Origin of the sequence: Serinicoccus chungangensis (assembly GCF_001483745.1) — a bacterium.
In the GTDB taxonomy this organism is placed as follows: domain Bacteria; phylum Actinomycetota; class Actinomycetes; order Actinomycetales; family Dermatophilaceae; genus Ornithinicoccus; species Ornithinicoccus chungangensis_A.
Map to the genome: position 1 here is coordinate 232498 of NZ_LQBL01000027.1, position 24940 is coordinate 257437.

Here is a 24940-nt window from a genome sequence, read left to right on the forward strand (position 1 = left end):
GGCGGTGCCCGGCGGGTCCGGCGGCTCAGCGCTGGGCGAGCCCGGAGCGCACGAGGGCGACGTGCAGCGAGAGCGTGTGCGCGAGCAGCTCGGCCTCCCGGTCGGCCGGGTCCGGGCCGGAGGCACCCCGGGCGCGCCGACGACGCAGCGGCTCGAGGAGCTGCTGGGTCAGGCCGATCTCCCGGTCCGCCGCCACCCGGAACAGCCGCAGATGCCGGGCCTCCAGCCCGTAGCGGGACAGCGCCACCGCGGCCTCGGCCACGTCGACGTCGTCGGCCTGGTGCTTGCCCCCCGCGTCCGTGCGCAGCAGGCCGAAGGCCTTGAGCTGGGCGTAGGCCGCGGTGTCGAGGCCGGTGCGCTCGCGCAGCTCGGTCGGGGAGAGCCGGACCGCCCGGCGTCGGCGCAGCGCGCCGGCGCTCAGGTCGGCCACCGGGACCCCGGTCGAGACCTCGGCGGGCGGCGCCGGTGCGGGGGCGGCCGGGGTCGCGGCGGCCGCGGGCGTGGTCAGGCCCGGCACGTCCAGCCCGCGGTCCAGCCGGTCGAGGGCGTCCTTGATGACCTTGAGCGGCCAGAAGCGGTCCCGCTGGGCGGTGAGGACGAAACGGAGCCGGGCCACGTCGGCCTCGGTGAAGTGGCGGTAGCCGGAGGCGCGGCGCTCGGGGCTGATGAGCCCCTCCTGCTCGAGGTAGCGGATCTTGGAGTCGGTGAGGTCGGGGAAGTCGCCGTGCAGCTGCTTGAGCACAGCACCGATCGAGACCCCCCTCGCCGGCCCGGCGGGAACGTCGTCGTGGGCCGCCGAGCTCACGACCGACCGCGGTAGTAGACCAGCCGGAACTTGCCGATCTGCACCTCGTCGCCCTGGTTGAGCGGCATCTGCTCGATCCGCTGCCGGTTGACGTAGGTGCCGTTGAGCGACCCCACGTCCCGCACGGCATACCCCTCCTGCTCCTTGACGAACGTCGCGTGCCGCCGGGAGACGGTGACGTCGTCGAGGAAGATGTCGCTGTGCGGGTGGCGCCCGGAGGTCACCTCGTCGGCGTCCAGCAGGAAGCGGGCACCGGAGTTGGGCCCGCGCAGCACGATGAGCAGGGCCGTGCCCGGCCGCAGCGCGTCCACCGTGCGCTGGTCGTCGGCGGAGAGCCGGGGCGCCTCGTCGTCGAAGGAGTACTCGGCCGCAGGGAGGTCCACGCCACCGGGCAGGTGGGCGGTCGTCGGGTCGGCACCCAGGTCGTGGTGCTCGCGGTCACGATCGTCGCCACTCATGGTGCGGACCTCCTCGTCGTTGGGCTGGGCGTGCTGACCGTCGAGCGGTGGTCGACGGTGGTGGCCCAACTCTACGTCAGGCCTCGGACACCTCAGTCGAGCTGGCTCTCGTAGGACTCGGCGTCCATCAGCCCGTCCAGGACAGAGGCGTCGGCGAGCTTCAGCTCGTACATCCAGCCGTCGCCGTAGCTGTCGGTGTTGACCAGCTCGGGGGTGGCGTCCAGCAGCTCGTTGACCGCCGTGACCTCACCCGCGAGGGGGGCGTAGATGTCGCTGACCGACTTGGTGGACTCGACCTCCCCGCACGAGTCCCCGGGGGCCACGTCGTCGCCCACGGAGGGCAGCGAGACGTAGACGACGTCGCCGAGCGCGTCCTGGGCGTAGGCGGTGATGCCGACCCGCACCACCCCGTCCCCCACGTCGCGGACCCACTCGTGGTCGGTCGTGTAACGCAGGTCATCGGGGTACTGCAAGGTGCTCATCGCTCTCCTCGGACGGACGTGCGGGTCGCCGTGCGTGTCTCGGACGGCAGTGGCCTGCCGCGACCTAGGGGGCCTGGGTCGGCGGCACAGGCTGAGCGTAACGAGGCTCGCTCGGCTCGTGCAACGCATCGATGAGCACGGTGTCCGCCTCCACCACGGTGACGCCGGCGCCGGCGCCGCGCAGGGAGTCGGAGAACCCTCCGGGGATGGCCATGGCTCCGGCGAGGGTATGCGCGTCCCCCACCGCGGTGATGGTGTACGGGGTGCTGAGCGCCTGGCCGTCCAGCAGCACCTCGCCCTGGTCGCCCGTCCCGACGTAGGAGGAGGCGACCACCCGTACCGTGCCGACCTGGATGGCCTCGGCGCCCGCGTCGCGCAGCTCCTGAATGCCGTCCAGCAGCATCGTCTGGGTGATCACCCCGCCCTCGTCCTCGACGAGGACGGTGATCCCGGGCCCCTCGACCGGGACGGTGCCGGCCAGGATCTGGTAGGACTGCAGCCGCTGCCGCGCCGCCTCGCGGGCCGCCTCGTCGCCCTCCGAGCCCAGCAGCCGGGAGCGGTCGTCCTCCAGCTGGGCCACCTCCACGCCGAGCTCCTGCGCCCGGGTGGTGACGTCGTCGAGCAGCGCCACCAGCTCGGTCTCCCGCAGCTGCTGCAGACCGGCCTCCTCGGTGACGCGGGCCTGGGCGACGAGCGCGACGCCGAGCGCGGCGGTCAGCAGGGCCGCGACCAGCTGGCCCGGCGTGGGGTGGAACCGGCTGAAGGCGCGCAGCCGGCGCCGGGCCTCATCACGGCTGGGCAGCGGGCGTCGGCGAAGCCGGGGAGGCCGACGCCCCGGCCGGTCCGCCGGAGGGTCCTGGTCGGGGGGCGGGGGGTCCGGGTCGTCGACCACTCAGGCCCCCAGCAGATGACGTCGGATGGCGGCGACGTTGGAGAAGATCCGCAGACCCAGCACGACCACCACGCCGGTGGACAGCTGCGCCCCCACCCCCAGCTGGTTGCCGAGGAAGACGATGAGCGCCGCCACGACGACGTTGGAGAGGAAGGAGATGACGAAGATGCGGTCGTTGAAGATGCCCTCCAGGGAGGCCCGGGCCGCGCCGAAGACCGCGTCGAGCGCGGCGATGACGGCGATGGGGAGGTAGGGCTGCAGCCAGGACGGGACCTCGGGGCTGACGACCAGCCCCAGGACGATGCCGACCATCAGGCCGAGGACGGGGATCACCGGGGCTCCTCACGGGTCGGGGTCGAGCCCGGCAGGTCGTCCTGCTCGGGGGTCTGGGGGGCGAGCTCGGTCGGGATGCGACCCTCGCGCGTGCTCAGCCGCGCTCCGGCCCCGACCACCACCCGGTCCTGGGGGACGACCTCGGAGCCCAGCCCGAACTGCCGGTCCAGCTCCCGCAGGTAGGCCCCCGTCATCCCGGAGGTCAGCTCCTCCTGCAGGGCCTGCGGGTCGCCGATCGCCCGGACGACGTAGGGAGGCGTGAGCCCCCGAAAGTCGACGATGATGGCCTGGCCGGCGAACCGGATCGCGGAGGTGCTGGTCAACCGGTGCTCGTTGATCGCGATGGCCTCGGCACCCGCGCTCCACAGGCCGTTGACGACGAGCTGCAGGTCGCGCGAGGTGACACGCTCCAGGTCGCCCTCGTCCCCCGGTGCCGCGTCGGTCGCCCGGTCGGCGTCGCGCAGGGTGACCTCGACGCCGGGCCCCTGGAGGGCCACGCCCCCGGCCCGCAGCTCCGCGGCCGCCAGCCGGGACCCGCTGCCGGTGGTCTGCAGGGCCTGCTGCTCGATGCCCCGGATGTCGGCGCGCAGGCTCGCGACCTGCTCGCTGCGCTCGTCACCCAGGGCCTGCGCGGCGTCGATCCGCTCGATGAGCTGGTCCCGACCGGCCGCCTCGGCCGGGTCGGGCGTGCGGAGGGTGGCGGCCGTCACGGTGAACAGCAGACCCAGCGTCACGGCCGTCCCGAACATCAGCCACGTCCGGGTGCCCGAGGAGGGAGCCAGCCCCTGCGCGAGCCGGTCCTGCGCCGCCGAGGAGTAGCCGGGGCCCACCGGCGGGTCGAGGACCTGCTCCAGGAGCGCCATCGAGGCCGCCGGGTCGCGCTCGCGCGGCGGGTCCCCCGGGGTCCCGGGCCCGGGGCGGGCCATCAGCCGGCCACCCCGGCGCGCCGGCGCTCGCGCGCCATACCCGCGACCTGCCAGCCGTAGACGAGACCGGTCACCCAGTAGAGCACGGTGCCCCACCACACCAGGGCCCACCCGGAGGCCAGGCTGAGCACGCTCCACCAGCCCGGTACGTGGCCCAGCAGCACCAGCGGGAAGCCACCGAGGAGGTTGAAGGTCGCCGCCTTGCCGATGAAGGTCACCTCGGGGATCGGGAGGTGGTAGCGGCGGACGACGGGATACATGAGCACGATGAACAGCTCGCGGGCGAAGAGCACGGCGACCAGCCACCAGGGAATCACCCCGACGGCGGCCAGCCCCAGCAGGGTGGCGGCGATGTAGAGCCGGTCGGCGATCGGGTCGAGAACCTGTCCCAGCCGGCTGGTCAGCCCGTAGCGGCGGGCGATCTTGCCGTCCGCGAAGTCGGAGGCGCCGGCCACCACCAGCACCAGCGCCGCCCACCCCAGCTCGCGCTCCGCCAGCGCCCAGACGAAGACGGGCACCAGCGCCAGGCGGACCATCGACAGGAGGTTGGGCACCGTCCACAGCCGGTCGGTGACCGGCAGCACCCGCTGCCGGCCAGCCCCTCCGGAGCTGTCCCCCTGGACGTCGGTCATGCCGTCGAGTGTAGGCGCTGGGGGCCCACCCGCCCGAGGCGCGACCCGCCCGTCAGGAGGGGTGTGACTGGTCTGACACCGGCCTCCTCCGGCCCAAAAGTCCGCGACTGCAGCGGGTAGGTCGTGAAACCACTCGGGCGGGCGACATATCCGCTGCAGTCGCGCACCGCCGGCCCCCACGCGCGGCGATGAGTCGGCGTCGCGGGGACGGTCGTACCACCACCAGCGCGTCGCACCGGCGCGCCAGAGCGGAGGGAGACCCCCATGATCCACCTCGGGCACTGCCTGTGGTTCGACGACCAGGCGCAGGAGGCGGCCGAGTTCTACTGCTCGGTCGTGCCCGGCTCACGCGTCCTGGAGGTGAGCCGGTACGCCGCGGAGACACCCTCGGACAAGCCGGTCGGCTCGGTGCTGACGGTCGAGTTCGAGCTCGCCGGCGTGCGCTACACCGGCCTCAACGGGGGGCCGCACTTCACCCCTGACGAGGCCTTCTCCCTCGTGCTCCGGACGGACACCCAGGAGGAGACCGACCACTACTGGGCGGCGCTGCTGGAGGGCGGCGGGCAGGAGAGCCGGTGTGGGTGGCTCAAGGACCGCTACGGCGTGTCCTGGCAGGTCTACCCGACCGAGCTGGACGAGCTGACCACCCACGAGGACCCGGAGGTTGCCCGTCGGGCCACCGAGGTGATGCTCACCCAGCGCAAGATCGAGATGGGCCCGATCCGGGAGGCCGCGCTCGGCGGGTGAGGTCCGGCCGGCCCCGCGTCTGCGCCTGGCTCCTGGCCGGCGCCGCTCAGCCCTCGGCGCGGGCCAGCGTCAGGGTCTCGCCGCGGGCGCCGCCCATCCAGACGTCCTGGCAGGCGCGCGCCATCTCCGGCAGGCCCTCGACGATCTCGCCGAACACGTTGCCCGGCACCCACCCCTGGTCCCCGTTGATGAGCAGGTTGTTGCGCCCGTAGAACACGGCGAGGTCGACGATGCCCCCCTCCCCCGCCGCGCGGTGCTCACGCTCGGTCTCGTAGCCGTAGGCGGGGTTGCCGAGGTCGGCGCCGTCGAAGGTGAACCAGCACACGTCACCGGGGATGGGGGTGACCGTGGTGTTCTCCTTGCCGGGGTCGTCCCCGAAGCGGGGCAGCAGGGTGTAGATCTCGTTGCGGGCGTACTTGCCGTGGAACACCGGTGCGCTGAGGGGCAGGGCGTCCCACACCGCCGCGCACGTCCGGGGCGCCTCGTCCTCCAGCAGCCGCGCCCGGCAGGTGACGCCGCGGGTGTCCAGGGTGATGGTGATGAAGCGGCTCATGGGTGCTCCTCGGTCCGGTCCAGCAAAGGGGGTATGACGTCGCGCCAGCGGGTGCGCTCCTCCAGCGTGCGCCCCACCCGGAGGGCGAGGGCGTCGGCGTGCCGGGCGCTCACCAGCTGCACCCCGACGGGCCGGCCGTCGTCGGTGAGCCCGGCGGGCACCGACAGCGCCGGCTGCTGGGTCATGTTGAAGGGGTAGGTGTACGGCGTCCACGACGTCCACAGCTGGTCGGGGTCGTCGGGTCCCTGGCGGGTGAGGTCGAAGGCGGGGCCGGGGACGGTCGGCGTGAGGAGCACGTCGTGCTCCTCGTGGAACAGGCCCATCCGTCGGCCCAGCTCCATCCGCACGGCGGTGGCGTCGAGGTAGTCGGCGGCGCTCACCCCCTGCCCGTAGCGACGGATCGCCCGCCGCAGTCCGGGGTCGACCTGCTCCAGGGCGTCCTGCCCGTAGGCCTGGACGACCTTGTCGGCACCGGTGAACCACAGCGTGTGGAAGGCCTCCAGGCAGCCGGTGCCGGCCAGGTCCGGGTCGACCTCCTCGACCCTGGCACCGGCGGCGGCCAGCACCTCCGCGGCCTCGAGCACCGCCCGGTCCACGGCCGGGTGGTTGACGACGTCGCCCCCCAGCCCCAGCCGCGGGGAGACCGCGACCCGCAGTCCCTCGACGCCGTGGTCGAGCCCGTCGAGGAAGGAGCGCGGCGGCTCCGGCAGCGCCGACCAGTCGCGGGGGTCGGGCACCCCGACGAGGTCGAGCATCAGGGCGGCGTCCGCGACCGAGGTCGTCATCGGACCGGCGTGGGCGAGGGTGCCGTAGGGGCTGGCCGGGTGCAGCGGCACCCGCCCGTAGGTGGGCTTGAGCGCCACGGTCCCGGTGAAGGCCGCCGGGATCCGCACGGAGCCCCCGCCGTCGGTGCCGACCGACCAGGCGCCCATCCCCAGGCCCACCGCGGCCGCCGCTCCCCCGCTGGACCCGCCCGCGGTGAGCGCCGGGTCCCAGGGGTTGCCCGTCGCGCCGTGCCGCAGCGAGTCGGTGGTGCCCTTCCAGGCGAACTCGGGCGTGGCGTTCTTGCCGAGGAGCACGCAGCCGGCTGCCCGCAGGCGCGCCACGGCGGGGGCGTCCTCGGGCCAGTCCGACCCGGTCCCGGGGTCGATGAGCCGGCTGCCCCGCAGCGTCGGCCACCCCCGGGTGAGCAGGATGTCCTTGATCGTCGTCGGTATGCCATCCGCCGGGCCGAGCGGCCGCCCCTGCTCCCAGCGGCGCGTCGACTCCCGGGCCGAGCGCCTGGCCCCCTCGGCGTCGACCAGCACCATCGCCCGCACGAGCGGGTCGAGGGCCTCGATCGCCGCCAGGGCCCGCTCCGTGGCCTGCTCGGGCGTCGTGGTGCCCGCGGCGTAGGCAGCCGAGAGCTCCAGGGCGGTCGGGCGGGACGGGTGACGGGGACCGGACCCGCCCAGGGGACCGGACGTCATACCGCGACCTGACCGGCGGGTGAGCGGGGGACGTAGCCCAGGTCCTTGTCGACGACCCCGCTCAGGGGCGCCCCGGCCAGGAAGCGGCGCGCGTTGGCGACGAACTGGTCGGCGAGGGTGTCCCGCCAGCCGACGACGTCACCGGACAGGTGGGCCGACAGCACGAGCCCGGGCGTGTCCCAGACCGGTGACCCGGGGGGTGGGGGCTCCTCCTCCAGCACGTCCAGCGAGGCACCGCCCAGCCGCCCCTCCCGCAGCGCGGCGAGGAGGTCCTCCTGCACGACGCTCGCCCCGCGGCCGATGTTGACGACGTGCGCACTCGGCCGCATGGCCGCGAACACCGCGGCGTCGAGCAGACCGGTCGTGGAGGGGGTCAGCGGCGCGGCGTTGACGACGTGGTCGGCCCAGCCGACGTGCTCGGCGAGCGAGCTGCTCGCCACGACCTCGCCGAGCTCCGGGTCGTCCGGGACGGCCCGTCGGCCCACGGCGCGCACCTCGCACCCCACCGCGCGCAGCAGGTGGACGGTCGCCCGGCCGATCCCTCCGGTGCCGATCACCATGACCCGCTGACCGGCCAGCAGCGCCGTCTCCCGGTGCTGCCACACGTGCTGGCGCTGCAGCTCCCGGCTCTCGTGCAGCCGTTTGGCGTGCGCGAGCACGCTGGCCAGGACGAACTCGGCGATGGGGCGGTCGAAGACCCCCTGGGCGTTGGTGACGGTGACCGGCGAGCGCACGAGCGCGGGGAAGAGCAGGCTGTCGACGCCGGCCGCGGCGACATGGATCCACTCCAGGGCGTCGGCGGCGTCCCAGGCGTCCTGGACGGCCGGGGAGAAGAAGTCCCAGAGGAAGAGGACCTGCGCCCCGCCGAGGGCCGACGCGAGGCCGTCGGCGTCCACGACGTCGAGCTCGAGGTCGTCCTCCAGGTCGGCCAGCTGGGGCGGCGGGTCCAGACCCGGCGCCGTCAGCACCACGGCTCGTGCGCGAGATCCCGTCACACGGTGACCGTAGAAAGGCCGTGTCGGATTGTCAACAATCCTCGTCGTCAGGCAGGGTGGGGCAGGTGCGTGAGATCCGCGAGGACGGGATCGGCGTGATCGTGCCCTACGACTTCGCCCTGGACCGTGAGCTGTGGCGGTGGTGCCCCCTGGGCGCCACCCTGCACCTGACCCGCACGCCCCACCTGCCGCTGCCGGTGAGCATGGCCCAGGCGCGCGCGGTCCGGGCGCCCGGGGCGGTCAACCAGGCCACCCACGACCTGTCGGCGGTGCTGCCGGGCGTGGTGGCCTACGCCTGCACGTCCGGGAGCTTCGTCGCCGGCGCCCAGGGCGAGCGGGCGCTGCGCGAGACCGTCCTGGAGGCCGGCGCCCCCGCGGCCGTCACCACCAGCGGTGCCGCGGTCGGCGCCCTGCGCGCGCTCGGCGTCGACCGGGTCAGCGTCGTGACGCCCTACGACGAGGCGGTCACCGAGAGCCTGGGCCGCTTCCTCACCGCCGCCGGCATCCGGGTGGTCTCCGCCGGGCACCTCGGGCTGTCCGGGGAGATCTGGACGGTCCCCGAGGAGGTCACCGCCGACCTCGTGCGGCGCACGGTGGCCCCGGACGCGGGGGCCGTCTTCGTGTCCTGCACCAACCTGCGGACCTACGACCTGCTCGGCGACCTGGGAGCCGAGCTCGGCATACCCGTCCTCAGCGCCAACCAGGTCACCCTGTGGCTCGCCCTCGCGGTGCTGGGCCGCGCGGCCGTCGGCCCCGGTCAGGCGCTGCTCGACCACCGCCCCGACCTCGGGGACGGCAGCATCCTCAGCACCACCGAGACCCAGCAGGGAGCACCGTGACCGAGCTGACCGAGATCACCACGGCCGAGCAGACCGCCCACCCGCACACGCTCCGGGCCGAGCACGAGCAGCGCCTGGCCCGGGTGCAGGACGTGCTGGCCAGCCGCGGGCAGGACGCGCTCGTCGTGACCGACCCGGCCAACCTCTACTACCTCACCGGCTACAACGCCTGGTCGTTCTACATGCCGCAGGCCCTGCTGGTCCCGGTGCGCGGGGAGGCCCACCTGGTGCTCCGGGCCATGGACGCCAAGGGCGGGCACCACACCGCCACGCTGCCGCCCGAGCGCATCCACGGCTACCCCGAGCACTACGTCCACCGGCACGACATCCACCCCTGGGAGTGGATCGCCCGGCGCGGGCGCGAGGTCGGCGCGCTGCCCACCGGCCCGGCGGTCCTCGCCCTGGAGCTGGACGCCCACTACTTCAGCCCGCGCGCCTACCTCGCGCTGGGCGCCTGCCTGCCCCAGGCGCAGCTGGTCGACAGCCTCGAGCTGGTGAACTGGCTGCGCGTGGTGAAGTCGGACACCGAGATCGCGCTCATGCGGGCGGCCGGTGAGGTCACGGTGCGGGCCATGACCGTCGCCGTCGACAGCCTGCGGGCGGGAGCCCGCCAGTGCGACGTGGTCGCGCAGATCCAGCAGGCGCAGGCCCACGGCACCGAGGCGCTGGGCGGGGACTACCCCGCCATCGTGCCGATGCTGCCGACCGGCGAGACCGCCGGCACCCCGCACCTGACCTGGGTGGAGGAGCCGCTGCGCCAGGGCGAGGCCACGACGGTCGAGCTGGCCGGCGTGCACCGGCGCTACCACGTGCCGCTGGCGCGCACGGTCAGCCTGGGACCTCCCCCGGCCCGGCTGGCGCAGACCGCCGAGGCCACCGGCCTCGGGCTGGAGCAGGCGCTGGCGGCGATGCGGCCCGGCAGCACCACCGCCGACGTGCACGCCGCCTTCACCAGGACGATCGCCCGGTACGGCCTGTCGAAGGAGTCGCGGATCGGCTACTCCATCGGGATCGGCTACCCGCCCGACTGGGGCGAGCGCACGGTCAGCCTGCGCGCCGAGGACCACACCGTGCTGACCCCCGGCATGTGCTTCCACGTCATCCTCGGGATGTGGATGGACAGCTGGGGCTACGAGACCTCCGAGTCGGTGCTCATCACCGACGGACCGCCCGAACTGCTCGCCCCCCTCGACCAAGGACTGGTGACCCACCCATGACCTCCGCCGCCACCACCGGCCTCCCGCTGGCCTCCCGGACCGACCTGCTGGTCGGCTCGGTCATCGACTCCAGCACCTCGCTGCTGGCCCGGCAGACCCACGACATCGTCCGCTTCGCCATGGGCAGCCCGGCGGCCGAGGCGATCCCCACCGAGGCGCTCGCCGAGGCCGCCCGGACCGAGCTCGGCACGCCCGCGTCCTACGACTACGCGGCCACCGAGGGCGACCCGGGGCTCCGCGCGGCCCTGCTGGAGATGCTCGCGGGGACGACCGACGCCACCACGGACGAGCGCCTCACCATCACCGCCGGCGGCATGCAGGGGCTCGACCTCGCCGCCAAGCTCTTCATCGACCCGGGCGACCTCGTCACCGTGGAGTCGCCGACCTACACCAACGGCAGCGCGACGGCCCTGGCCTACCAGGCCGAGCTGGCCGAGATCGAGGTCGACGAGGACGGGATGTCCATCGACGCCCTCCGGGCCGCCGTGGACCGCGCGGGCCGCCCGCCCAAGGTCATCTACACCGTGCCGACCTTCCAGAACCCCTCCGGCACCTCGATGTCGCTGGACCGTCGCCGCGAGCTGCTGGAGCTGGCCCGCTCCTGGGGCAGCGTCGTCCTCGACGACGACCCCTACGGCATGCTGCGCTTCGCCGGGGACCCGGTCCCGAGCCTGCACGAGCTCGCCGACGGCGACCCCCTGGTCTTCTCGGTGCGCACCTTCTCCAAGATCGTCGCCCCCGGGCTGCGGGTGGGCTGGGTGGACGCCGACCCCTCGCTGGCCCAGCTGCTCATCCACGCCAAGCAGTCCATGGACACGTGCACCAACCTGCCCGCGCAACGGCTGGTCGCCGGCTTCCTGCGCTCGGGGCGGCTGGAGGTGCACCTGGCCGAGCAGCGGGAGGAGTACCGCCGACGCAAGGACACCATGCAGCAGGCGCTCGCCGAGCACTTCTCGGGCCGGGCGACGTGGACCGACCCCGAGGGCGGCTTCTTCCTCTGGGTGTCCTTCGACGAGCAGGTGGACACCGAGGCGCTCTTCGAGACCGCGCTCGCCGAGGGCGTCGCCTACATCCCGGGCAACGCCTTCTCCCCCGCCCGGCGCTTCCCCCACGACCTGAGGCTGTGCTTCGCCTCGACCCCCACGGACCGCATCCACGAGGGGGTGGCGAGGCTGGCGCGCGCGGTGGACGTCGCCGCCGGCCCATGACGGACGCCCGGCCGGCCGGCACCGAGCAGGAGGTGCTGGCCCGGATCACCGCCGAGCGTCTCGTGCCGCTGGCGCAGCAGCTCGTCCGGGCCCCAGGCGCCAACCCTCCGGGTGAGGAGGCCGCGACCGCCGAGGCGCTGGCCGGGCTGGCCGAGGGCCTGGGGCTCTCGGCGGCGCTGGAGGAGGTCGAGCCGGGCCGGCCCAACGTCGGCGTGCGCCTCGACGGCGGCGACGGCCCCGGGCTGCTCTTCCTCGGGCACACGGACGTCGTCCCGCCCGGCCCCCTGGAGGACTGGGGCGTCGACCCCTACGCCGCCGACCTCGCCGACGGGCGCCTCGTGGGCCGCGGGAGCGCGGACATGAAGGGCGGGCTCGCGGCGGTGCTGCTGGCGATGGCCGCCGTGCGCGAGGCCGGGGTGCGGCTCACCGGGCCGGTCCTGCTGGACGCGCTGTGCGACGAGGAGCAGAACGGCATCGGCATCCGGCGCTACGTCGAGCAGACGGCACCCGACCTGTTGGGGTGCGTCGTGGCCGAGCCGACCGACCTGGCGACGGTCGTGGCCGCGCGGGGTGCGTCATACCTGCACATCGAGGTGCGCGGGGTCGCCGCGCACGCGGGGCGGCCGGCGGACGGTCGCAACGCCATCAGCGGCGCCGCGCTCGTCGTCGCCGACCTGGACCGCTGGCACGAGGAGCTGGCGGGCACCGCGCACGCCCTGGTGGGCCCGGCGACCGTCAACGTCGGCGTCATCCAGGGGGGCACCTCGGGGTCGGCGGTGCCCGACCTCTGCCGGGTCGAGGTGGACCGCCGGCTGCTGCCGGGGGAGTCGATGGAGGCGGTCGTCGAGACCGTGCGCGGGCGGCTCGAGGCCCTGGACCTCGGGGCGCGCGGGCTGACCTGGTCGGTGACTTCGCCCATGGACATGCCCGGCTTCGAGACCGCCCCGGAGGAGCCGTTCGTGCGGACCGTGGACGCGGCCATGAGCGGGGCCGGGCGCGGGCCGGTGCCCCTGCAGGGGTGGACGGCCGCCTGCGACGGCGGCTTCGTGGCGCAGGCGTGGGGCATACCGGTCGTGGTGCAGGGCCCTGGCTCGGTCAACGAGCAGGCCCACCGCCCGGACGAGTCGGTGGCCGTGGAGGAGCTCGTCGTCGCGGCCCGCGGCTACGCCCGCACGATCCTGCACCTCCTCGCACCGGACGCGCGCTAGCCACACACCGAACACGTCACCAGCGCGCACCGAACACGTCGTCAGCACCCCCAGGACGTGCGCAATGGCACAGACACGACTCGTCGGTCGAGACACGCGTCCTGTGTGTCGCCAACACGCGTCCGGAGCGACCCGACGGCGCGTCCTGTGCATCACGAACACGCGTCCGGAGCGCACCGACGGCGCGTCCTGTGCATCACGAACACGCGTCCGGAGCGCACCGACGACGCGTCTTGTGCATCACGAACACGCGTCCGGAGCGCACCGACGACGCGTCCTGTGCATCACGAACACGCGTCCGGAGCGCACCGACGGCGCGTCCTGTGCGGCTACCGCGGGCCCGGCGCGGACGCGGTGCCCGCCGCCTGGGTGCGGGGTATGCCGTCGGCCAGCAGCTCGGCGAGGTGGCGGCCCTGGCGGGCGGTGAGGTCGGCGATCTGGGTGCGGCAGGAGAAGCCGTCGGCGAGGACCTCGGTGGCGGCGTCCGCCGCGCGGACCTCCGGGGCCAGCACCCGCTCGCCGATCTGCCGTGAGAGGTCCGCGTGCCCGTCCTCGAAGCCGAAGTTGCCGGCCAGCCCGCAGCACCCGGAGTCGGGCACCCGCGCCCGGATCCCGGCACGCTCCATGAGCGCCCGGTCGGCGTCGAAGCCCAGCACCGCGTGCTGGTGGCAGTGGACCTGGACGAGGGCCTCCCGGCCGACCTGCGGCGGCTCCCACCCGGGCGCCACCTCGGCGAGCGTCTCGGCCAGCGTCCGCACCTGGCCCCTCGCGAGCGCGGCGAGCTCGTCGTCGGGGAGCAGGTCGACCGCCTCGTGCCGGAAGAGCGCCGTGCAGCTGGGCTCGAGCCCGACGACCGTCGCCCCCGCCCGCAGCGCCGGCCCGACGGTCGCCAGGGACCGCCGCAGGACCCGTCGGGCCACCCCGAGCTGGCCGGTCGAGACCCAGGTCAACCCGCAGCACACCGGCCCGCGCGGCAGGTGCACCTCCATCCCGGCGTCCTCGAGCACGGCTACCGCGGCCCGGCCCACCTCGGGCGCGAGGTGGGTGGTGAAGGTGTCCGGCCAGAGCAGGACCGGGGTCCGCCCCTCCCCTCGCGCCGGCGTGTGCTCCCGGGCGAACCACGAGGTGAAGCTCTGCGTGGCGAAGGTCGGCAGCTCCCGGTCCGGGGCGACGCCACCGGCCCGCCGCACCAGACCGGCCAGGCGCGACCCGGTCAGCGCGTTCGCCGTCCTCGGGGCGAGGGCGGCACCGCGCGCGAGCACCGGCAGCCACCCCATCGACCAGTGCGACCGCGGCCGCGCCCAGGGCCGGCCCCGGTAGAACTGGTGGGTGAACTCGGCCTTGTAGCTCGCCATGTCGACGTTGACCGGGCAGTCGCCCACGCATCCCTTGCAGGACAGGCACAGGTCGAGCGCGTCGTGGACCTCCTCCGCCCGCCACCCGTCGGTGATGACGTCGCCCTCCATCATCTCGAACAGCACCCGCGCCCGGCCGCGGGTGGAGTCCTTCTCCTCCCGGGTCACCTGGTAGCTCGGGCACATCACCCCGCCCGAGGTCTGCACGCACTTGCCCACCCCGACGCACCGTCGCTGCGCCTGGGCGAAGCTCCCCCCGTCGGCCGTGAAGGCCAGGGTGGTGCGCTGCGGGAATCCCTGCGCGTGGCCGTGCTGGCGCAGCGCCGCGTCGACCGGCGGGGGGTCCACCACGACACCGGGGTTGAGCCGGCCCTCCGGGTCCCACACGCGCTTGACCTCCGCGAACAGCGCCGTCGCGTCCGCGCCGTACATCCGCTCCAGCAGCCCCCCGCGCGCCCTGCCGTCGCCGTGCTCGCCCGAGACCGACCCGCCCAGGGAGACGACCAGGTCGGTGGCCTGCTCGACGAAGCCGCGGTAGGCCCGGACCCCCGCATCGGTGACGAGGTCGAAGTCGATGCGCAGGTGCATGCAGCCCTCGCCGAAGTGGCCGTAGGACGCCCCCGAGTAGCCGTAGCGCCCCATGAGCTCTTCCAGCGAGGTGAGGTAGTCACCCAGCCGCTCCGGCGGGACGGCGGCGTCCTCCCAGCCCGCCCACGCCTCGGCGCCGTCGGCGCGGCGCGTCGCCAGCCCGGTGCCGTCGCGCCGGCAGCGCCACAGCACCGCCTGGGCGCCTGGGTCGGTGACGACCGCCGCCGTGCTCCCGGGTATGCCGTCACGCACCGCCGCGGCCACGTCACCGGCGCGGGTGCGGGCCTCGGCGTCGTCCGCACCGCCGATCTCGACGAGCAGCCACATGCGTCCCTCCGGCAGGCCGGCCTGCTGCGCGGCGCGGCGGGTGTCGTCGGGCAGCCGCTCGACGAGCGTGGCGTTGATCGACTCCATCGTCAGCGGACCGTGCGGCAGCACGGTCGGCACGCTGCGCGCGGCCGACACCGCGTCCGGGAAGCCCAGCGTCAGCAGGACCACCGCGGGCGGCGGCTCGGCGAGCGCGACGGTCGCCTCCAGCGTGGTGGCGAGGGTGCCCTCGCTGCCGCACAGCAGCCGTGCCAGGTCGACGCCGCGGTCGGGGTGCAGGTGCTGGAGGGCGTACCCCGAGATCTGCCGGGAGAAGGTCCCGAAGCGCCGGCCGATGAGGGTCGCATGGTCCCGGCCGAGGCGGGACATCTCGGCGTGGATGCCGGCCAGGACGGGGTCGGGCGGCGTCGACCCCCTGGGCCCGGCGCCGCCCGGGCCGAGGGAGTCCACGCGGGCCTGCTCCCCCGCCGCGGTGAGCACCCGCAGGCTCCGCACGTTGTCGGCCGTGGTGCCCCAGGCGACCGAGTGGGCGCCGCAGGCATTGTTGGCGATCATCCCGCCGAGCGTGCACCGGCTCGCCGACGACGGGTCGGCGCCGAAGGTCAGCCCGTGGCGCTGCGCCGCCGCGACGAGGTGGCCGAGCACGACCCCCGGCTGGACGGTCGCCGTCCGCGCGACCGGGTCGAGGTCGAGGACGCGGTCGAGGTGCCGCGAGACGTCGACGACCACGCCGCCGAGCGCGTTGCCGGCCATCGAGGTCCCTCCCCCGCGCAGCGCCACCGGTGCGCCGGCCTCCCGCGCCAGCCCCAGCGCCGTGACGAGGTCCTGCTCGTCCCGCGGAACCACGACGACGTCGGGCACGACGCGGTAGTTCGACGCGTCGGTGGCGTAGAGCGCCCGCGAGAGCGCGTCCGCGCCGACCGACCCCCGCACCTGCGCCTCGAGGGCCCGGGAGAGCCGGGCGACGTCGTACTCCATCTGTCCTCCTGACGATGATTGTCTACAATCTACGCACCAGCCGGCCGAGGACGACGGCCGCCGTCGACAGGGGTGAGCGTGAGCACGATCGGGATCCTCTACCCCGGCCACAGCGCCGAGGACGACTACCCGTGGGTGGAGGGGGTGCTCCGCGAGGCGGGGTATGCCGTGCGCCTGCCGGTCGCGCACACCAGCGTCGGCGAGGACGCGCACCGGGTCGACGCGCTGCTCGACCTGGGCGGTGCGGCGCGGCTGGCCGAGGGTGCCGACCGGCTGACGCGCAGCACCCCCTGCGACGCGCTCGTGTGGGCGTGCACCTCGGGCAGCTTCGTCTTCGGCTGGGAGGGGGCGCACGAGCAGGTGGGCGGGCTGGCCGCCCGCACCGGGCTGCCGACCACCTCGACCTCGCTCGCGTTCGTCCGGGCCGCGCACCGGCTGGGGCTGACGCGGGTCGCGGTGGCAGCGTCCTACCCGCACGACGTCGCCTCGGCCTTCGTGACCTTCCTGGGCCGCGCCGGCATCGAGGTGACCGCCCTGGGCAGCCACGACATCCTCACCGCCGCCGAGGTCGGCACCCTGGGCCGTGAGCAGGTGCTGGCCCTCGCCGACGGCGTCGACCGCACCGGGGCGCAGGCGGTACTCGTCCCGGACACCGCCCTGCACACCCTGCCCTGGCTAGCGGACCTGGAGGCCCACCTCGGGACCGTCGTGCTCACCGCCAACCAGGTGAGCCTGCACGACGGGCTGGCGCTGCTGGGCGAGGTGCCGGCGGTGCCGGGGCTGGGGCGGCTCTTCGCGGAGCCCCGCCGCCCCGCGCCGACGGACGGGGCGGCGGCATGAGCGAGCCCGGGACCGAGGTCGGCGTCCCGGCGCTGCGACCGGTGCCGCGCGAGTCGACCCCGAGCATCGTCGCGGCGCGCATCCGCGAGGCCATCGCCAGCGGGGAGATCGCCCCCGGCAGCCAGCTCGGCGAGGTGGAGTACGCCGCGCGTCTCGGCGTGAGCCGCGGCCCCCTGCGCGAGGGTCTGCAGCGGCTCTCTCAGGAGGGCCTCTTGGTGGCCCACCGCAACCGCGGCCTCTTCGTCGTCGAGATGACCGACGACCGGGTCCGCGACCTCTACCTCGCCCGGGCGGCGGTCGAGCGGGCCGCGGGGGACCGGATCCACGAGACCGACCCGCAGGAGGCGAGCCAGGCCCTGCTCGCCGTCGTGGACGACATGGCGGCCGCCGCGGCGACCGGCGACGTGCGCCGGGTGTCCACGGTCGACATCCGCTTCCACCAGGTGCTGGTGGACCGGGCCCGCAGCCCGCAGCTGTCCCGCTTCCACGCCACCCTGCTCACCGAGACGCGGATGTGCATCCACCTGCTGGAGCCGACCTACGCGGTGGACGAGGAGCGCGTCGGCGAGCACCGGGAGATCGCCCGGTCCTTCACCCGGGGCGGGGCTCGCCGCACCGACGCCCTGCTCGTCCGGCACATGCGCGACGCCATGCACCGCCTCACCGGCTCGCCGCGCGGCAGCCTCGGCCCGCCGGTGGCGGGGGCTCAGCCGTCCTGAGCGGGCCGCGGCCCGGCGATCCCGACGTACTTGAGCTCGAGGAACTCCTCGATGCCCACGGCGCCGCCCTCGCGGCCCAGTCCGGACTCCTTGATCCCGCCGAAGGGCGCCGCGGGGTTGGACACCACGCCCTGGTTGAGACCGACCATGCCGGACTCCAGCGCCTCGGCCATGCGCAGCGCCCGGTCCAGGTCGCGCGTGTAGACGTAGGACACCAGCCCGAACGGGGTGTCGTTGGCCAGGCCCACGACCTCGGCCTCGGTCGTGAACGGGGTGAGCGGCGCGACCGGGCCGAAGATCTCCTCGCTGCCCATCCGGGCCTCCGGGGACACCCCGGTCAGCACGGTGGGCGGGTAGAACCAGCCGTCCCCGCCGGGGGCCTCGCCCCCGGTGAGCACCTGCGCACCGCGCTCGACCGCGTCCTGCACCAGCTCGCGCACCTTGTCCAGGGCGGCCTCGTCGATGAGCGGACCGACCGTGACGCCCTCCTCGGTGCCGGGGCCCATCCGGCGCCGGGACATCTCCTCGGCGAGCCGCTGCCCGAAGGCCTCCGCGACCGACTCCTGCACGTAGATCCGGTTGGCGGCGGTGCACGCCTCGCCCATGTTGCGCATCTTGGCCGCCATCGCGCCCGCGACGGCGTCGTCGAGGTCGGCGTCCTCGAAGACGATGAAGGGGGCGTTGCCGCCCAGCTCCATCGAGGTGCGCATGACCCGCTCGGCCGCCTGCTCGAGCAGGACCTTGCCGACCTTCGTGGAGCCGGTGAAGGACAGCTTGCGGGCCAGCCCGGAGCGGATCATCGGTTCCATGACCGCACCGGCGTGGGTGGTGGTGACCGCGTTGACGGCACCGGCGGGCACCCCCACCTCGGCCAGGACGTCGACGAGGGCCAGCATCGACAGCGGGGTCTGGTGGGCCGGCTTGATGACGCTGGTGCACCCCGCGGCGATGGCGGGGGCGATCTTGCGGGTGCCCATCGCCATGGGGAAGTTCCACGGGGTGATGAGCAGCGAGGGCCCGACCGGCTGACGCAGGAGCAGGAAGCGCCCGTCGCCCGCCGGCGACCTCTGGTAGCCCCCCTCGATGCGCAGCGCCTCGCCCGCGAAGTGGCGCAGGAACTCCGCGGCGTAGGTCACCTCGCCCTTGGCCTCGGCCAGCGGCTTGCCCATCTCCAGGGTCATGACCAGGGCCAGCTCGTCGGCGCGGTCCATCACCGCCTGGTATGCCGCGTTCAGCCAGTCGGCGCGCTGCCGGGGCGAGCTCGCGGCCAGCTCGGCCTGCGCCTGCGCGGCGGCCTCGAGCGCGCGCATACCGTCCTCGGGTCCGGCGTCGGCGACGCTCGCGAGCACGCGGCCGGTCGCCGGGTCCTGCACGTCGAAGCGCTCCCCCGAGGCGGCCGGCACCCACCGACCGCCGATGAAGAGGTCGGTCGGGACGCGGTCCAGGGCGGGGTCCCGGTCCTGCTGCTCCCGCGGGCTGCTCCCCCGGTCCTGCGACGTCTGCTCGACGGGTCCTTCGGCGCTCACGACGACCTCCTGGTGATGCGGTACGTTCAGATTGTCAACAATCTACCAATCCCAGGAGAGTCGACCGTGGCGCACCTCAGCCCGATGCTCAAGCAAGCCACTCCCGTCATCGCCGACCGCGGCGAGGGCGCCGTGATCTTCGACGAGCAGGACCGCCGGTACCTGGACTTCACCGCCGGCATCGGCGTGACCAGCACGGGTCACGCCCACCCCGACGTGGTGGCGGCCGCGCAGGAGCAGGTCGCCAAGATCATCCACGCGCAGTACACCACGGTCATGCACCGTCCGCTGCTCGACCTGGTCGAGCGCATGTCCGAGGTCCTCCCCGAGGGCCTGGACTCGATGTTCTTCGCCAACAGCGGGTCGGAGGCGGTCGAGGCCGCGCTGCGCCTCGCCCGGCAGGCCACCGGCCGGCCCAACATCGTCGCCTTCCACGGGGGCTTCCACGGGCGCACCGTGGCGGCCGCCTCGCTGACGACCTCGGGCACCAAGTTCCGCTCCGGCTTCGCCCCGCTCATGCCGGGCGTCGCGGTCTCCCCCTTCCCCAACCCGACGCACTACGGCTGGAGCCAGGAGCAGGCCACCGACTTCGCGCTGCGCGAGCTCGACCACCTCCTGCAGACGGTGACCGCGCCGCAGGACACCGCGGCCTTCCTCGTCGAGCCGGTCCTGGGCGAGGGCGGCTACGTCCCCGCCTCGGCCGAGTTCCTCGCCGGGCTGCGCGAGCGGGCCGACCGGCACGGCATCCTGCTCGTCGTCGACGAGGTGCAGACCGGCTGGGGGCGCACCGGCCGCTTCTGGGGCCACGACCACTTCGGCGTCCGGCCCGACGTGCTCATCACCGCCAAGGGGATCGCCTCGGGCTTCCCGCTGTCCGGGATCGCCGCGTCGCAGGAGCTCATGGGGCGGGCCTGGCCCGGCTCCCAGGGCGGCACCTACGGCGCCAACGCGGTGGCCTGCGCCGCGGCGCTGGCGACCCTTGACGTCATGCGCCGCGAGGACCTCGTGGGCAACGCGGCGGCGCGCGGCGAGCAGCTGCGCGGGCGCCTCACCGCCGCCGCCCGGGAGCACGCCGAGATCACCGACGTGCGCGGGCTGGGGCTCATGCTCGGCTCGGAGTTCCGCACCGCGGACGGCGAGCCCGACGGCGCCACGGCGACGCGCGCCCAGCAGGCCGCCGCCGAGCACGGCCTGCTGCTGCTCACCTGCGGCGCCTGGGGCCAGGTGGTGCGCTTCATCCCCGCCCTGGTGGTGACCGAGGAGCAGGTGGACGAGGCCGGCGACCTGTGGCAGAAGTCGCTCGCCGACGTGCTCTGACCCGGACGCGCTCCGACCGCCGAGTGGCCCCGGGTCGCCCCGGGACGACGCCGACTGCACCGGGTATGTCGTGGAATCGCCCTGGAGGACGACATGTCCGGTGCAGTCGCGCGCCGAGAGGTCGAGGCGCACGACCGGAGCCCGTGACCACCTCAGGGTGGTCACGGGCTCCGGTCGTGGTCAGGACCCGGCCGTGGGCTGCCTGCTCTCGTCCTCGGCGTCGTCCTGCTGCGCCGCCGGGACGCCGTTCTCGGCCTCCTCGCGCTGCCGGGCGGCCTCCTCGCGATGCCGCTCGTCCTCCCGCTCGACGATTTCGATCTGCTCCTGGGGCGTGACCGTCGGGTCGCCGTGCTCGACCCGCTTCTTCTCGGCCCGCAGGCCGGCGAAGAGGGCCGGGATCATCGCGAAGACGAGGATGAAGATCGGGAGCCCCACGACGGTGATGACCTCCTGGAGCGCCGGGAGGGCCTCGTCACCGCCGAGGACGATGAGCAGCGCGGCCAGCGCACCGAGGCAGACCGCCCAGAACACGCGCTGTCCGACCGGGCCCTCGTCGTTCTCGCCGCTGCACAGCATGTCGATGACCAGGGCCGCGGAGTCGGCCGACGTGGCGAAGAAGAGCGCCACGATGACGATGACCAGGCCCTGCAGCAGCGTCGTCAGGGGGAAGTTCTCGAAGAAGGTGAACATCGCGAGCGGCACGCTCTCGGCGACCGCCGCGGAGATCGGCCCGCCGTCACCGCCGATGCCGTCGATCTCCATCGCCGACCAGCCGAAGATGACGAACCACACGAGGGTGAACAGCGTGGGGGCCACGAGGACGCCGCCGACGAACTCCCGGACCGTGCGGCCCCGGGAGATCCGGGCCAGGAAGACTCCCATGAAGGGTGCCCAGGTGACCGTCCAGGCCCAGTAGAAGACGGTCCACCCGGCCTGCCAGCCCCAGCCGTCGGCCTGGGTGGCGTTGGCCAGCGCGTCGTTCCAGAAGGCCAGCGAGGGCAGGGCGGCCAGGTAGTTGCCGGCGCTCTCGATGAGCGAGCGGAGCAGGAAGACCGTCGCGCCCCCGGTGAAGAGGACGAAGAGCATCATGCCGACGGCCATCCCGATGTTGAGGTTGGACAGCCGCTTGATGCCCTTGTCCAGACCGACGGCCACCGACGTGGTCGCCACGGCGGTGAGCACGGTGATGACGAGGACCCGGACGAGCACGCTGTCACCGACGCCGGTCAGCTCGGACAGGCCGGCGCTGATCTGCGAGGTGCCCAGACCCAGGCTGACCGCGAGGCCGAAGAGGGTGCCGAGGACGGCGAAGACGTCGATGGTCCTGCCGATCGGGCCGTGGATGCGCTCCTTGAGGAAGGGGTAGAACACCGAGCTCACGCGCATCGGGAGGTCGTAGCGGTAGATGAAGAAGCCGAAGGCCAGCCCGGGGAGGGTGAAGATGGCCCACGTGTGCAGACCCAGGTGGTAGAGCGCGACGTTCATCGCGTCCTCCGCCGCCTGGGCGCTGTAGGGCTCCACGTCCGGGAAGGGCGGGGTGGTGAAGTGCGAGATGGGCTCGGCGACGCCCCAGAACATGAGGATGGTGCCGATGCCGCCGGCGAAGAGCATGGTGAACCAGGAGACCCGGGTGTAGGCCGGGACCTCGTCGCCCTTGCCGAGCTTCAGGTCGCCGTACTTGCTGCTGGCGATCCAGATGAGGAAGATGAGCCACACGGTGACGCCGAAGATGAAGAACCAGCCGAGGTTGGTCGTCACCCACGTGCGGGCTGCGGCGAAGCCGTCACCGATGCTGGCGGGGAAGATGAGCAGCAGGGCCAGGATGAGGACCATCAACCCGGCCGAGGTGAAGAAGATCTGAGGGTTGGTCTTCAGGCCCAACCGGCGTGCGAGGTCGTCCACGGTCGTCTCCTTGGGGTCGCGCACGGGACAGCGCAGTATGCTGATTGTCTAGTTGTCGACAACGCGACCATAGCGAGAAGGTCACGCCCTGGCTACCTCCGCGCCGGGCAGGACGGCAACGAATCGGCAACGATGTGCGGCCTGCGGCCGCCCTCTCACTCCCCGCCGTCGGCCAGCTTGGCGTAGCGGAACGCCGCCCAGAAGTCGCCGCGCACGTAGCGTTCCTCCTCCTGCACGACCAGGTCCCAGGGCCGGGCCCGTCCCTGGGACAGGGCGTGGGCCACGAGGCTGCGCCGCCGCTGGCTGGCCAGGACCTCCGCCTCCAGCGCGGCGAGGTCGTAGCGGTCCTCGAGCTCGGCCCGCATCGCGGCCGCGTCCTCGGCGTACCCGTCCTCCAGCACGACGTTGCGCAGCTCGTGCGGGTCGGCCGCGAGGTCGTAGAGCTGGTCCGGGTCCCCCGGGCAGAGCACCAGCTTCAGCGGGCCGCGGACGAGGGTCACCTGCGGGTGGTGGGTCCCCTCCGCGAGGTACTCGACGACGACGTCCCGGTCCTGCGGCGAGGCGCCGGCCACCTCCCGCCGCGCGCTCTCCAGCAGCGAGACACCCGCCCGGGCGCCGCCGACCGGGGTGGGGTCCGCACCCGCGAGCTCGACCAGCGTCGGCAGGACGTCGAGCAGGCTCACCGGGTTGGCGTAGCGCCCCGGCCGCACGAGGTCGGGCGGCCCGCTCAGGACGAGCGGCACCCGGCTCGACCGCTCGTAGGGCGACATCTTGTACCACAGGCCCCGTTCGCCCAGCATGTCCCCGTGGTCGCTGGTGAGCACGACCACGGTGCTGTCCGCCAGCCCGAGCAGGTCTAGCCGCGCGAGCAGCGCACCGACCATGTCGTCGACGTAGCTCACGGCCGCGTAGTAGGCCCGCCGGGCCCGGGCCACCGACCCCGGGTCGGGGTCCTGACGGTCGAGACCGCTCATCGTCCGCAACCGGTGCGTGTGCGGGTCCTGACCGGCGTCCGGCACCTGGGGGTGGACGGGGTCGGGCACCGCCACCCCCGCGAAGCGCTCCCAGTGCTCCCGCGGCGGTTCGTAGGGGTCGTGCGGGTGGATGAACGAGGTGACCATGAGGAAGGGCTGCGCCGGGTCCCCGGCCCGGCGGGCCGCCTGGTGGGCCCGGGCCCGGTCGTCGAGGTGCCGCAGGCTGCGGAAGAGCACCTCGTCGTCGAAGTCCTGCTGCACGGTGGCCGTGGCGGCGCCGGCGGTGAAGACCGGGTCCGCGGCGTGATACCACTGCAGCCGCTGGTCCAGCGGCCGGCCCCAGTCGGGGACCATGTCGAGGTCGGCCGGGTAGACGTCCGTGGTCAGGCGCTGCTCGAAACCGTGGTGCTGGTCCGGGCCGATGAAGTGCATGCGCCCCACCAGCGCGGTGTGGTACCCGGCCGACCGCAGCAGGTGGGCGAAGGTCGGCACCGAGGCCGCGAAGTCGTCGCCGTTGTCGAAGCACCCGAGCTCGGAGGGCAGCAGCCCCGTCATCATCGACGCCCGGGAGGGCGCGCAGAGCGGGGTCGTGCAGTAGGCGCGGTCGAAGACCGCACCGTCCTGCGCCAGCGCGTCCATGTGCGGGGTCAGCGCCGCCTCGTCGCCGTAGGCGCCCAACGCCTGCGGGGCGAGCTGGTCGGCCTGGATGACTACGATGTTCGGTGCCGTCATGGGTGCGTCGTTCCCGTCGGTCGTCCGGTCCTGGAGGTGGTGCGGTGGGCGCCTGCTGCGGTCCCGCACGCCCGGACCCGGGTATGCCGTCCCCCCGGCCGGAGACGTCGCCGCCCCCGAGGACCGACCCCGGGGTGGTCGCCCGGCTGGCCCACCAGGCCCCGTCCCGGCTCACCCTCGTCGGGCTGCGCGGCGGGACCTTCCGGATGGGCAGCGAGGACGCCCTGGCCTACCCCGGGGACGGCGAGGGTCCGGTGCGGGCGGTGCACGTCGACCCGTTCGCCCTCTCCCCCACCACCGTCACCGTCGCGGCGTTCGCCGCCTTCGTGCAGGAGACGGGGCACCGCACGGACGCCGAGCGGCACGGCAGCTCCTTCGTGTTCGTCGGTCTGCTCGCCCCGGAGCACCGGGAGTCCGCTCCCGCCGTGCGGGCCGCCCCGTGGTGGCGCCAGGTGGCCGGGGCGACGTGGTGGGCCCCCGAGGGACCCGGGTCCAGCGCCGAGGACCGTCCCGACCATCCCGTCACCCACGTCTCGCAGGCGGATGCGCTGGCCTACGCCCGGTGGGTGGGCGCCCGGCTGCCGACCGAGGCGGAGTGGGAGCTCGCGGCGCGTGGCGGCCTGGACCAGCAGCCCTACCCCTGGGGCGCGGAGCGTGAGCCGGGCGGCCGGCCCCTGATGAACACCTTCTCGGGCACCTTCCCGGACGGCCCCGACGCACCTGTGGGCACGGTGCCCGTGGACGCCTACCCGGCGAACGGCTTCGGTCTGCACCAGATGACCGGGAACGTGTGGGAGTGGACCTCCGGCGCCTTCGGCGCGGGCAGCGCCGACCCCGTCCTGCGGGGTGGCTCCTACCTCTGCCACGCGTCCTACTGCCGCCGCTACCGCACCTCCGCCCGCACCAGCGCGACCGCGG

General features: G+C 74.1%; 22 protein-coding genes and 1 pseudogene. 9 read left to right on the top strand and 14 right to left on the bottom strand.

The window, feature by feature from the left end; translation table 11 throughout:
- Window positions 1-25: 25 nt before the first annotated feature.
- The 7 genes from AVL62_RS08195 to AVL62_RS08225 form a co-directional block, all read right to left on the bottom strand.
- Window positions 26-805, bottom strand: a complete 780-nt coding sequence (locus AVL62_RS08195; RefSeq protein WP_058891144.1) for a MerR family transcriptional regulator — start codon at window positions 803-805, stop codon at window positions 26-28.
- The gene (locus AVL62_RS08200; RefSeq protein WP_058891240.1) at window positions 802-1263 is read right to left on the bottom strand and encodes an FHA domain-containing protein; all 462 of its coding nucleotides are present in this window, start codon (window positions 1261-1263) and stop codon (window positions 802-804) included. Before AVL62_RS08200 ends, AVL62_RS08195 begins: the two co-directional genes overlap by 4 nt.
- Before the next feature lie 92 nt (window positions 1264-1355).
- Window positions 1356-1745 (bottom strand): glycine cleavage system protein GcvH, encoded by a 390-nt coding sequence (gcvH, locus tag AVL62_RS08205; RefSeq protein ID WP_058891145.1) that lies wholly within the window; start codon window positions 1743-1745, stop codon window positions 1356-1358.
- 64 nt (window positions 1746-1809) lie between these two features.
- On the bottom strand, window positions 1810-2637 hold the full coding sequence (locus AVL62_RS08210) for a DUF881 domain-containing protein (RefSeq protein WP_058891146.1): 828 nt from the start codon (window positions 2635-2637) through the stop codon (window positions 1810-1812).
- Entirely contained in the window at window positions 2638-2970 is a 333-nt protein-coding gene (locus AVL62_RS08215; RefSeq protein WP_058891147.1) for a small basic family protein, read from the bottom strand.
- Complete coding sequence (locus AVL62_RS08220) at window positions 2967-3896, bottom strand: DUF881 domain-containing protein (protein WP_058891148.1); 930 nt, start codon at window positions 3894-3896, stop codon at window positions 2967-2969. The genes AVL62_RS08215 and AVL62_RS08220 overlap by 4 nt, the downstream gene beginning before the upstream one ends.
- Window positions 3896-4528, bottom strand: a complete 633-nt coding sequence (locus tag AVL62_RS08225) for a CDP-alcohol phosphatidyltransferase family protein (protein ID WP_058891149.1) — start codon at window positions 4526-4528, stop codon at window positions 3896-3898. Before AVL62_RS08225 ends, AVL62_RS08220 begins: the two co-directional genes overlap by 1 nt.
- Window positions 4529-4792: 264 nt before the next feature.
- Between AVL62_RS08225 and AVL62_RS08230 the strand changes: the two genes are divergently transcribed.
- Window positions 4793-5275: a VOC family protein gene (locus AVL62_RS08230; protein WP_058891150.1), complete on the top strand. Its 483-nt coding sequence runs from the start codon at window positions 4793-4795 to the stop codon at window positions 5273-5275.
- A gap of 46 nt (window positions 5276-5321) precedes the next feature.
- Here AVL62_RS08230 and AVL62_RS08235 read toward each other — a convergent pair whose 3' ends face one another.
- Genes AVL62_RS08235 through AVL62_RS08245 form a run of 3 tightly spaced genes read right to left on the bottom strand, consistent with a single transcriptional unit; the run spans window position 5322 to window position 8292 of the window.
- Window positions 5322-5828, bottom strand: coding sequence for a DUF3830 family protein (locus AVL62_RS08235; RefSeq protein WP_058891151.1), 507 nt, complete (start codon window positions 5826-5828; stop codon window positions 5322-5324).
- Entirely contained in the window at window positions 5825-7297 is a 1473-nt protein-coding gene (locus AVL62_RS08240) for an amidase (RefSeq protein WP_058891152.1), read from the bottom strand. The genes AVL62_RS08235 and AVL62_RS08240 overlap by 4 nt, the downstream gene beginning before the upstream one ends.
- Window positions 7294-8292, bottom strand: a complete 999-nt coding sequence (locus AVL62_RS08245) for a D-2-hydroxyacid dehydrogenase (RefSeq protein WP_153011720.1) — start codon at window positions 8290-8292, stop codon at window positions 7294-7296. The genes AVL62_RS08240 and AVL62_RS08245 overlap by 4 nt, the downstream gene beginning before the upstream one ends.
- A gap of 65 nt (window positions 8293-8357) precedes the next feature.
- Here AVL62_RS08245 and AVL62_RS08250 point away from each other — a divergent pair, with 65 nt between their 5' ends.
- From AVL62_RS08250 to AVL62_RS08265, 4 genes are read left to right on the top strand one after another with little or no spacing between them, the layout of a single operon-like run.
- Window positions 8358-9131, top strand: a complete 774-nt coding sequence (locus AVL62_RS08250; RefSeq protein ID WP_153011721.1) for an Asp/Glu racemase — start codon at window positions 8358-8360, stop codon at window positions 9129-9131.
- Window positions 9128-10348 carry a M24 family metallopeptidase gene (locus AVL62_RS08255; RefSeq protein WP_083518798.1) on the top strand — a complete coding sequence of 407 codons (1221 nt, stop codon included), beginning with the start codon at window positions 9128-9130 and terminating at the stop codon, window positions 10346-10348. Before AVL62_RS08250 ends, AVL62_RS08255 begins: the two co-directional genes overlap by 4 nt.
- Window positions 10345-11556: a PLP-dependent aminotransferase family protein gene (locus tag AVL62_RS08260; RefSeq protein WP_058891153.1), complete on the top strand. Its 1212-nt coding sequence runs from the start codon at window positions 10345-10347 to the stop codon at window positions 11554-11556. Before AVL62_RS08255 ends, AVL62_RS08260 begins: the two co-directional genes overlap by 4 nt.
- The gene (locus AVL62_RS08265; RefSeq protein WP_058891154.1) at window positions 11553-12764 is read left to right on the top strand and encodes a M20 family metallopeptidase; all 1212 of its coding nucleotides are present in this window, start codon (window positions 11553-11555) and stop codon (window positions 12762-12764) included. Before AVL62_RS08260 ends, AVL62_RS08265 begins: the two co-directional genes overlap by 4 nt.
- Window positions 12765-13093: 329 nt before the next feature.
- On the opposite strand, the gene AVL62_RS08270 is transcribed toward AVL62_RS08265, so the two are convergent.
- Window positions 13094-16012 (bottom strand): FAD-binding and (Fe-S)-binding domain-containing protein, encoded by a 2919-nt coding sequence (locus AVL62_RS08270; protein ID WP_058891155.1) that lies wholly within the window; start codon window positions 16010-16012, stop codon window positions 13094-13096.
- Window positions 16013-16090: 78 nt separating this feature from the next.
- Here AVL62_RS08270 and AVL62_RS08275 point away from each other — a divergent pair, with 78 nt between their 5' ends.
- Both AVL62_RS08275 and AVL62_RS08280 read left to right on the top strand, forming a co-directional pair.
- Entirely contained in the window at window positions 16091-16852 is a 762-nt protein-coding gene (locus tag AVL62_RS08275) for a maleate cis-trans isomerase (RefSeq protein ID WP_058891243.1), read from the top strand.
- Complete coding sequence (locus tag AVL62_RS08280) at window positions 16849-17571, top strand: GntR family transcriptional regulator (protein WP_058891156.1); 723 nt, start codon at window positions 16849-16851, stop codon at window positions 17569-17571. The genes AVL62_RS08275 and AVL62_RS08280 overlap by 4 nt, the downstream gene beginning before the upstream one ends.
- Here the strand turns inward: AVL62_RS08280 and AVL62_RS08285 are convergent.
- On the bottom strand, window positions 17559-19097 hold the full coding sequence (locus AVL62_RS08285; RefSeq protein WP_083518800.1) for an NAD-dependent succinate-semialdehyde dehydrogenase: 1539 nt from the start codon (window positions 19095-19097) through the stop codon (window positions 17559-17561). The two genes, AVL62_RS08280 and AVL62_RS08285, sit on opposite strands and share 13 nt — an antisense overlap.
- A gap of 66 nt (window positions 19098-19163) precedes the next feature.
- On the opposite strand from AVL62_RS08285, the gene AVL62_RS08290 reads away from it, so the two are divergent.
- Entirely contained in the window at window positions 19164-20414 is a 1251-nt protein-coding gene (locus tag AVL62_RS08290; RefSeq protein WP_058891157.1) for an aspartate aminotransferase family protein, read from the top strand.
- A 180-nt stretch (window positions 20415-20594) separates the two neighbouring features.
- Here the strand turns inward: AVL62_RS08290 and AVL62_RS08295 are convergent, their stop codons facing one another.
- Together AVL62_RS08295 and betC are read right to left on the bottom strand one after the other, a co-directional pair.
- Complete coding sequence (locus AVL62_RS08295; protein WP_083518818.1) at window positions 20595-22316, bottom strand: BCCT family transporter; 1722 nt, start codon at window positions 22314-22316, stop codon at window positions 20595-20597.
- 155 nt (window positions 22317-22471) lie between these two features.
- On the bottom strand, window positions 22472-24022 hold the full coding sequence (gene betC, locus AVL62_RS08300) for a choline-sulfatase (protein ID WP_058891159.1): 1551 nt from the start codon (window positions 24020-24022) through the stop codon (window positions 22472-22474).
- Between the two features lie 206 nt (window positions 24023-24228).
- On the opposite strand from betC, the pseudogene AVL62_RS08305 reads away from it, so the two are divergent.
- Window positions 24229-24915, top strand: a pseudogene (locus AVL62_RS08305) (SUMF1/EgtB/PvdO family nonheme iron enzyme); the annotation flags it as partial.
- Window positions 24916-24940: the final 25 nt, after the last annotated feature.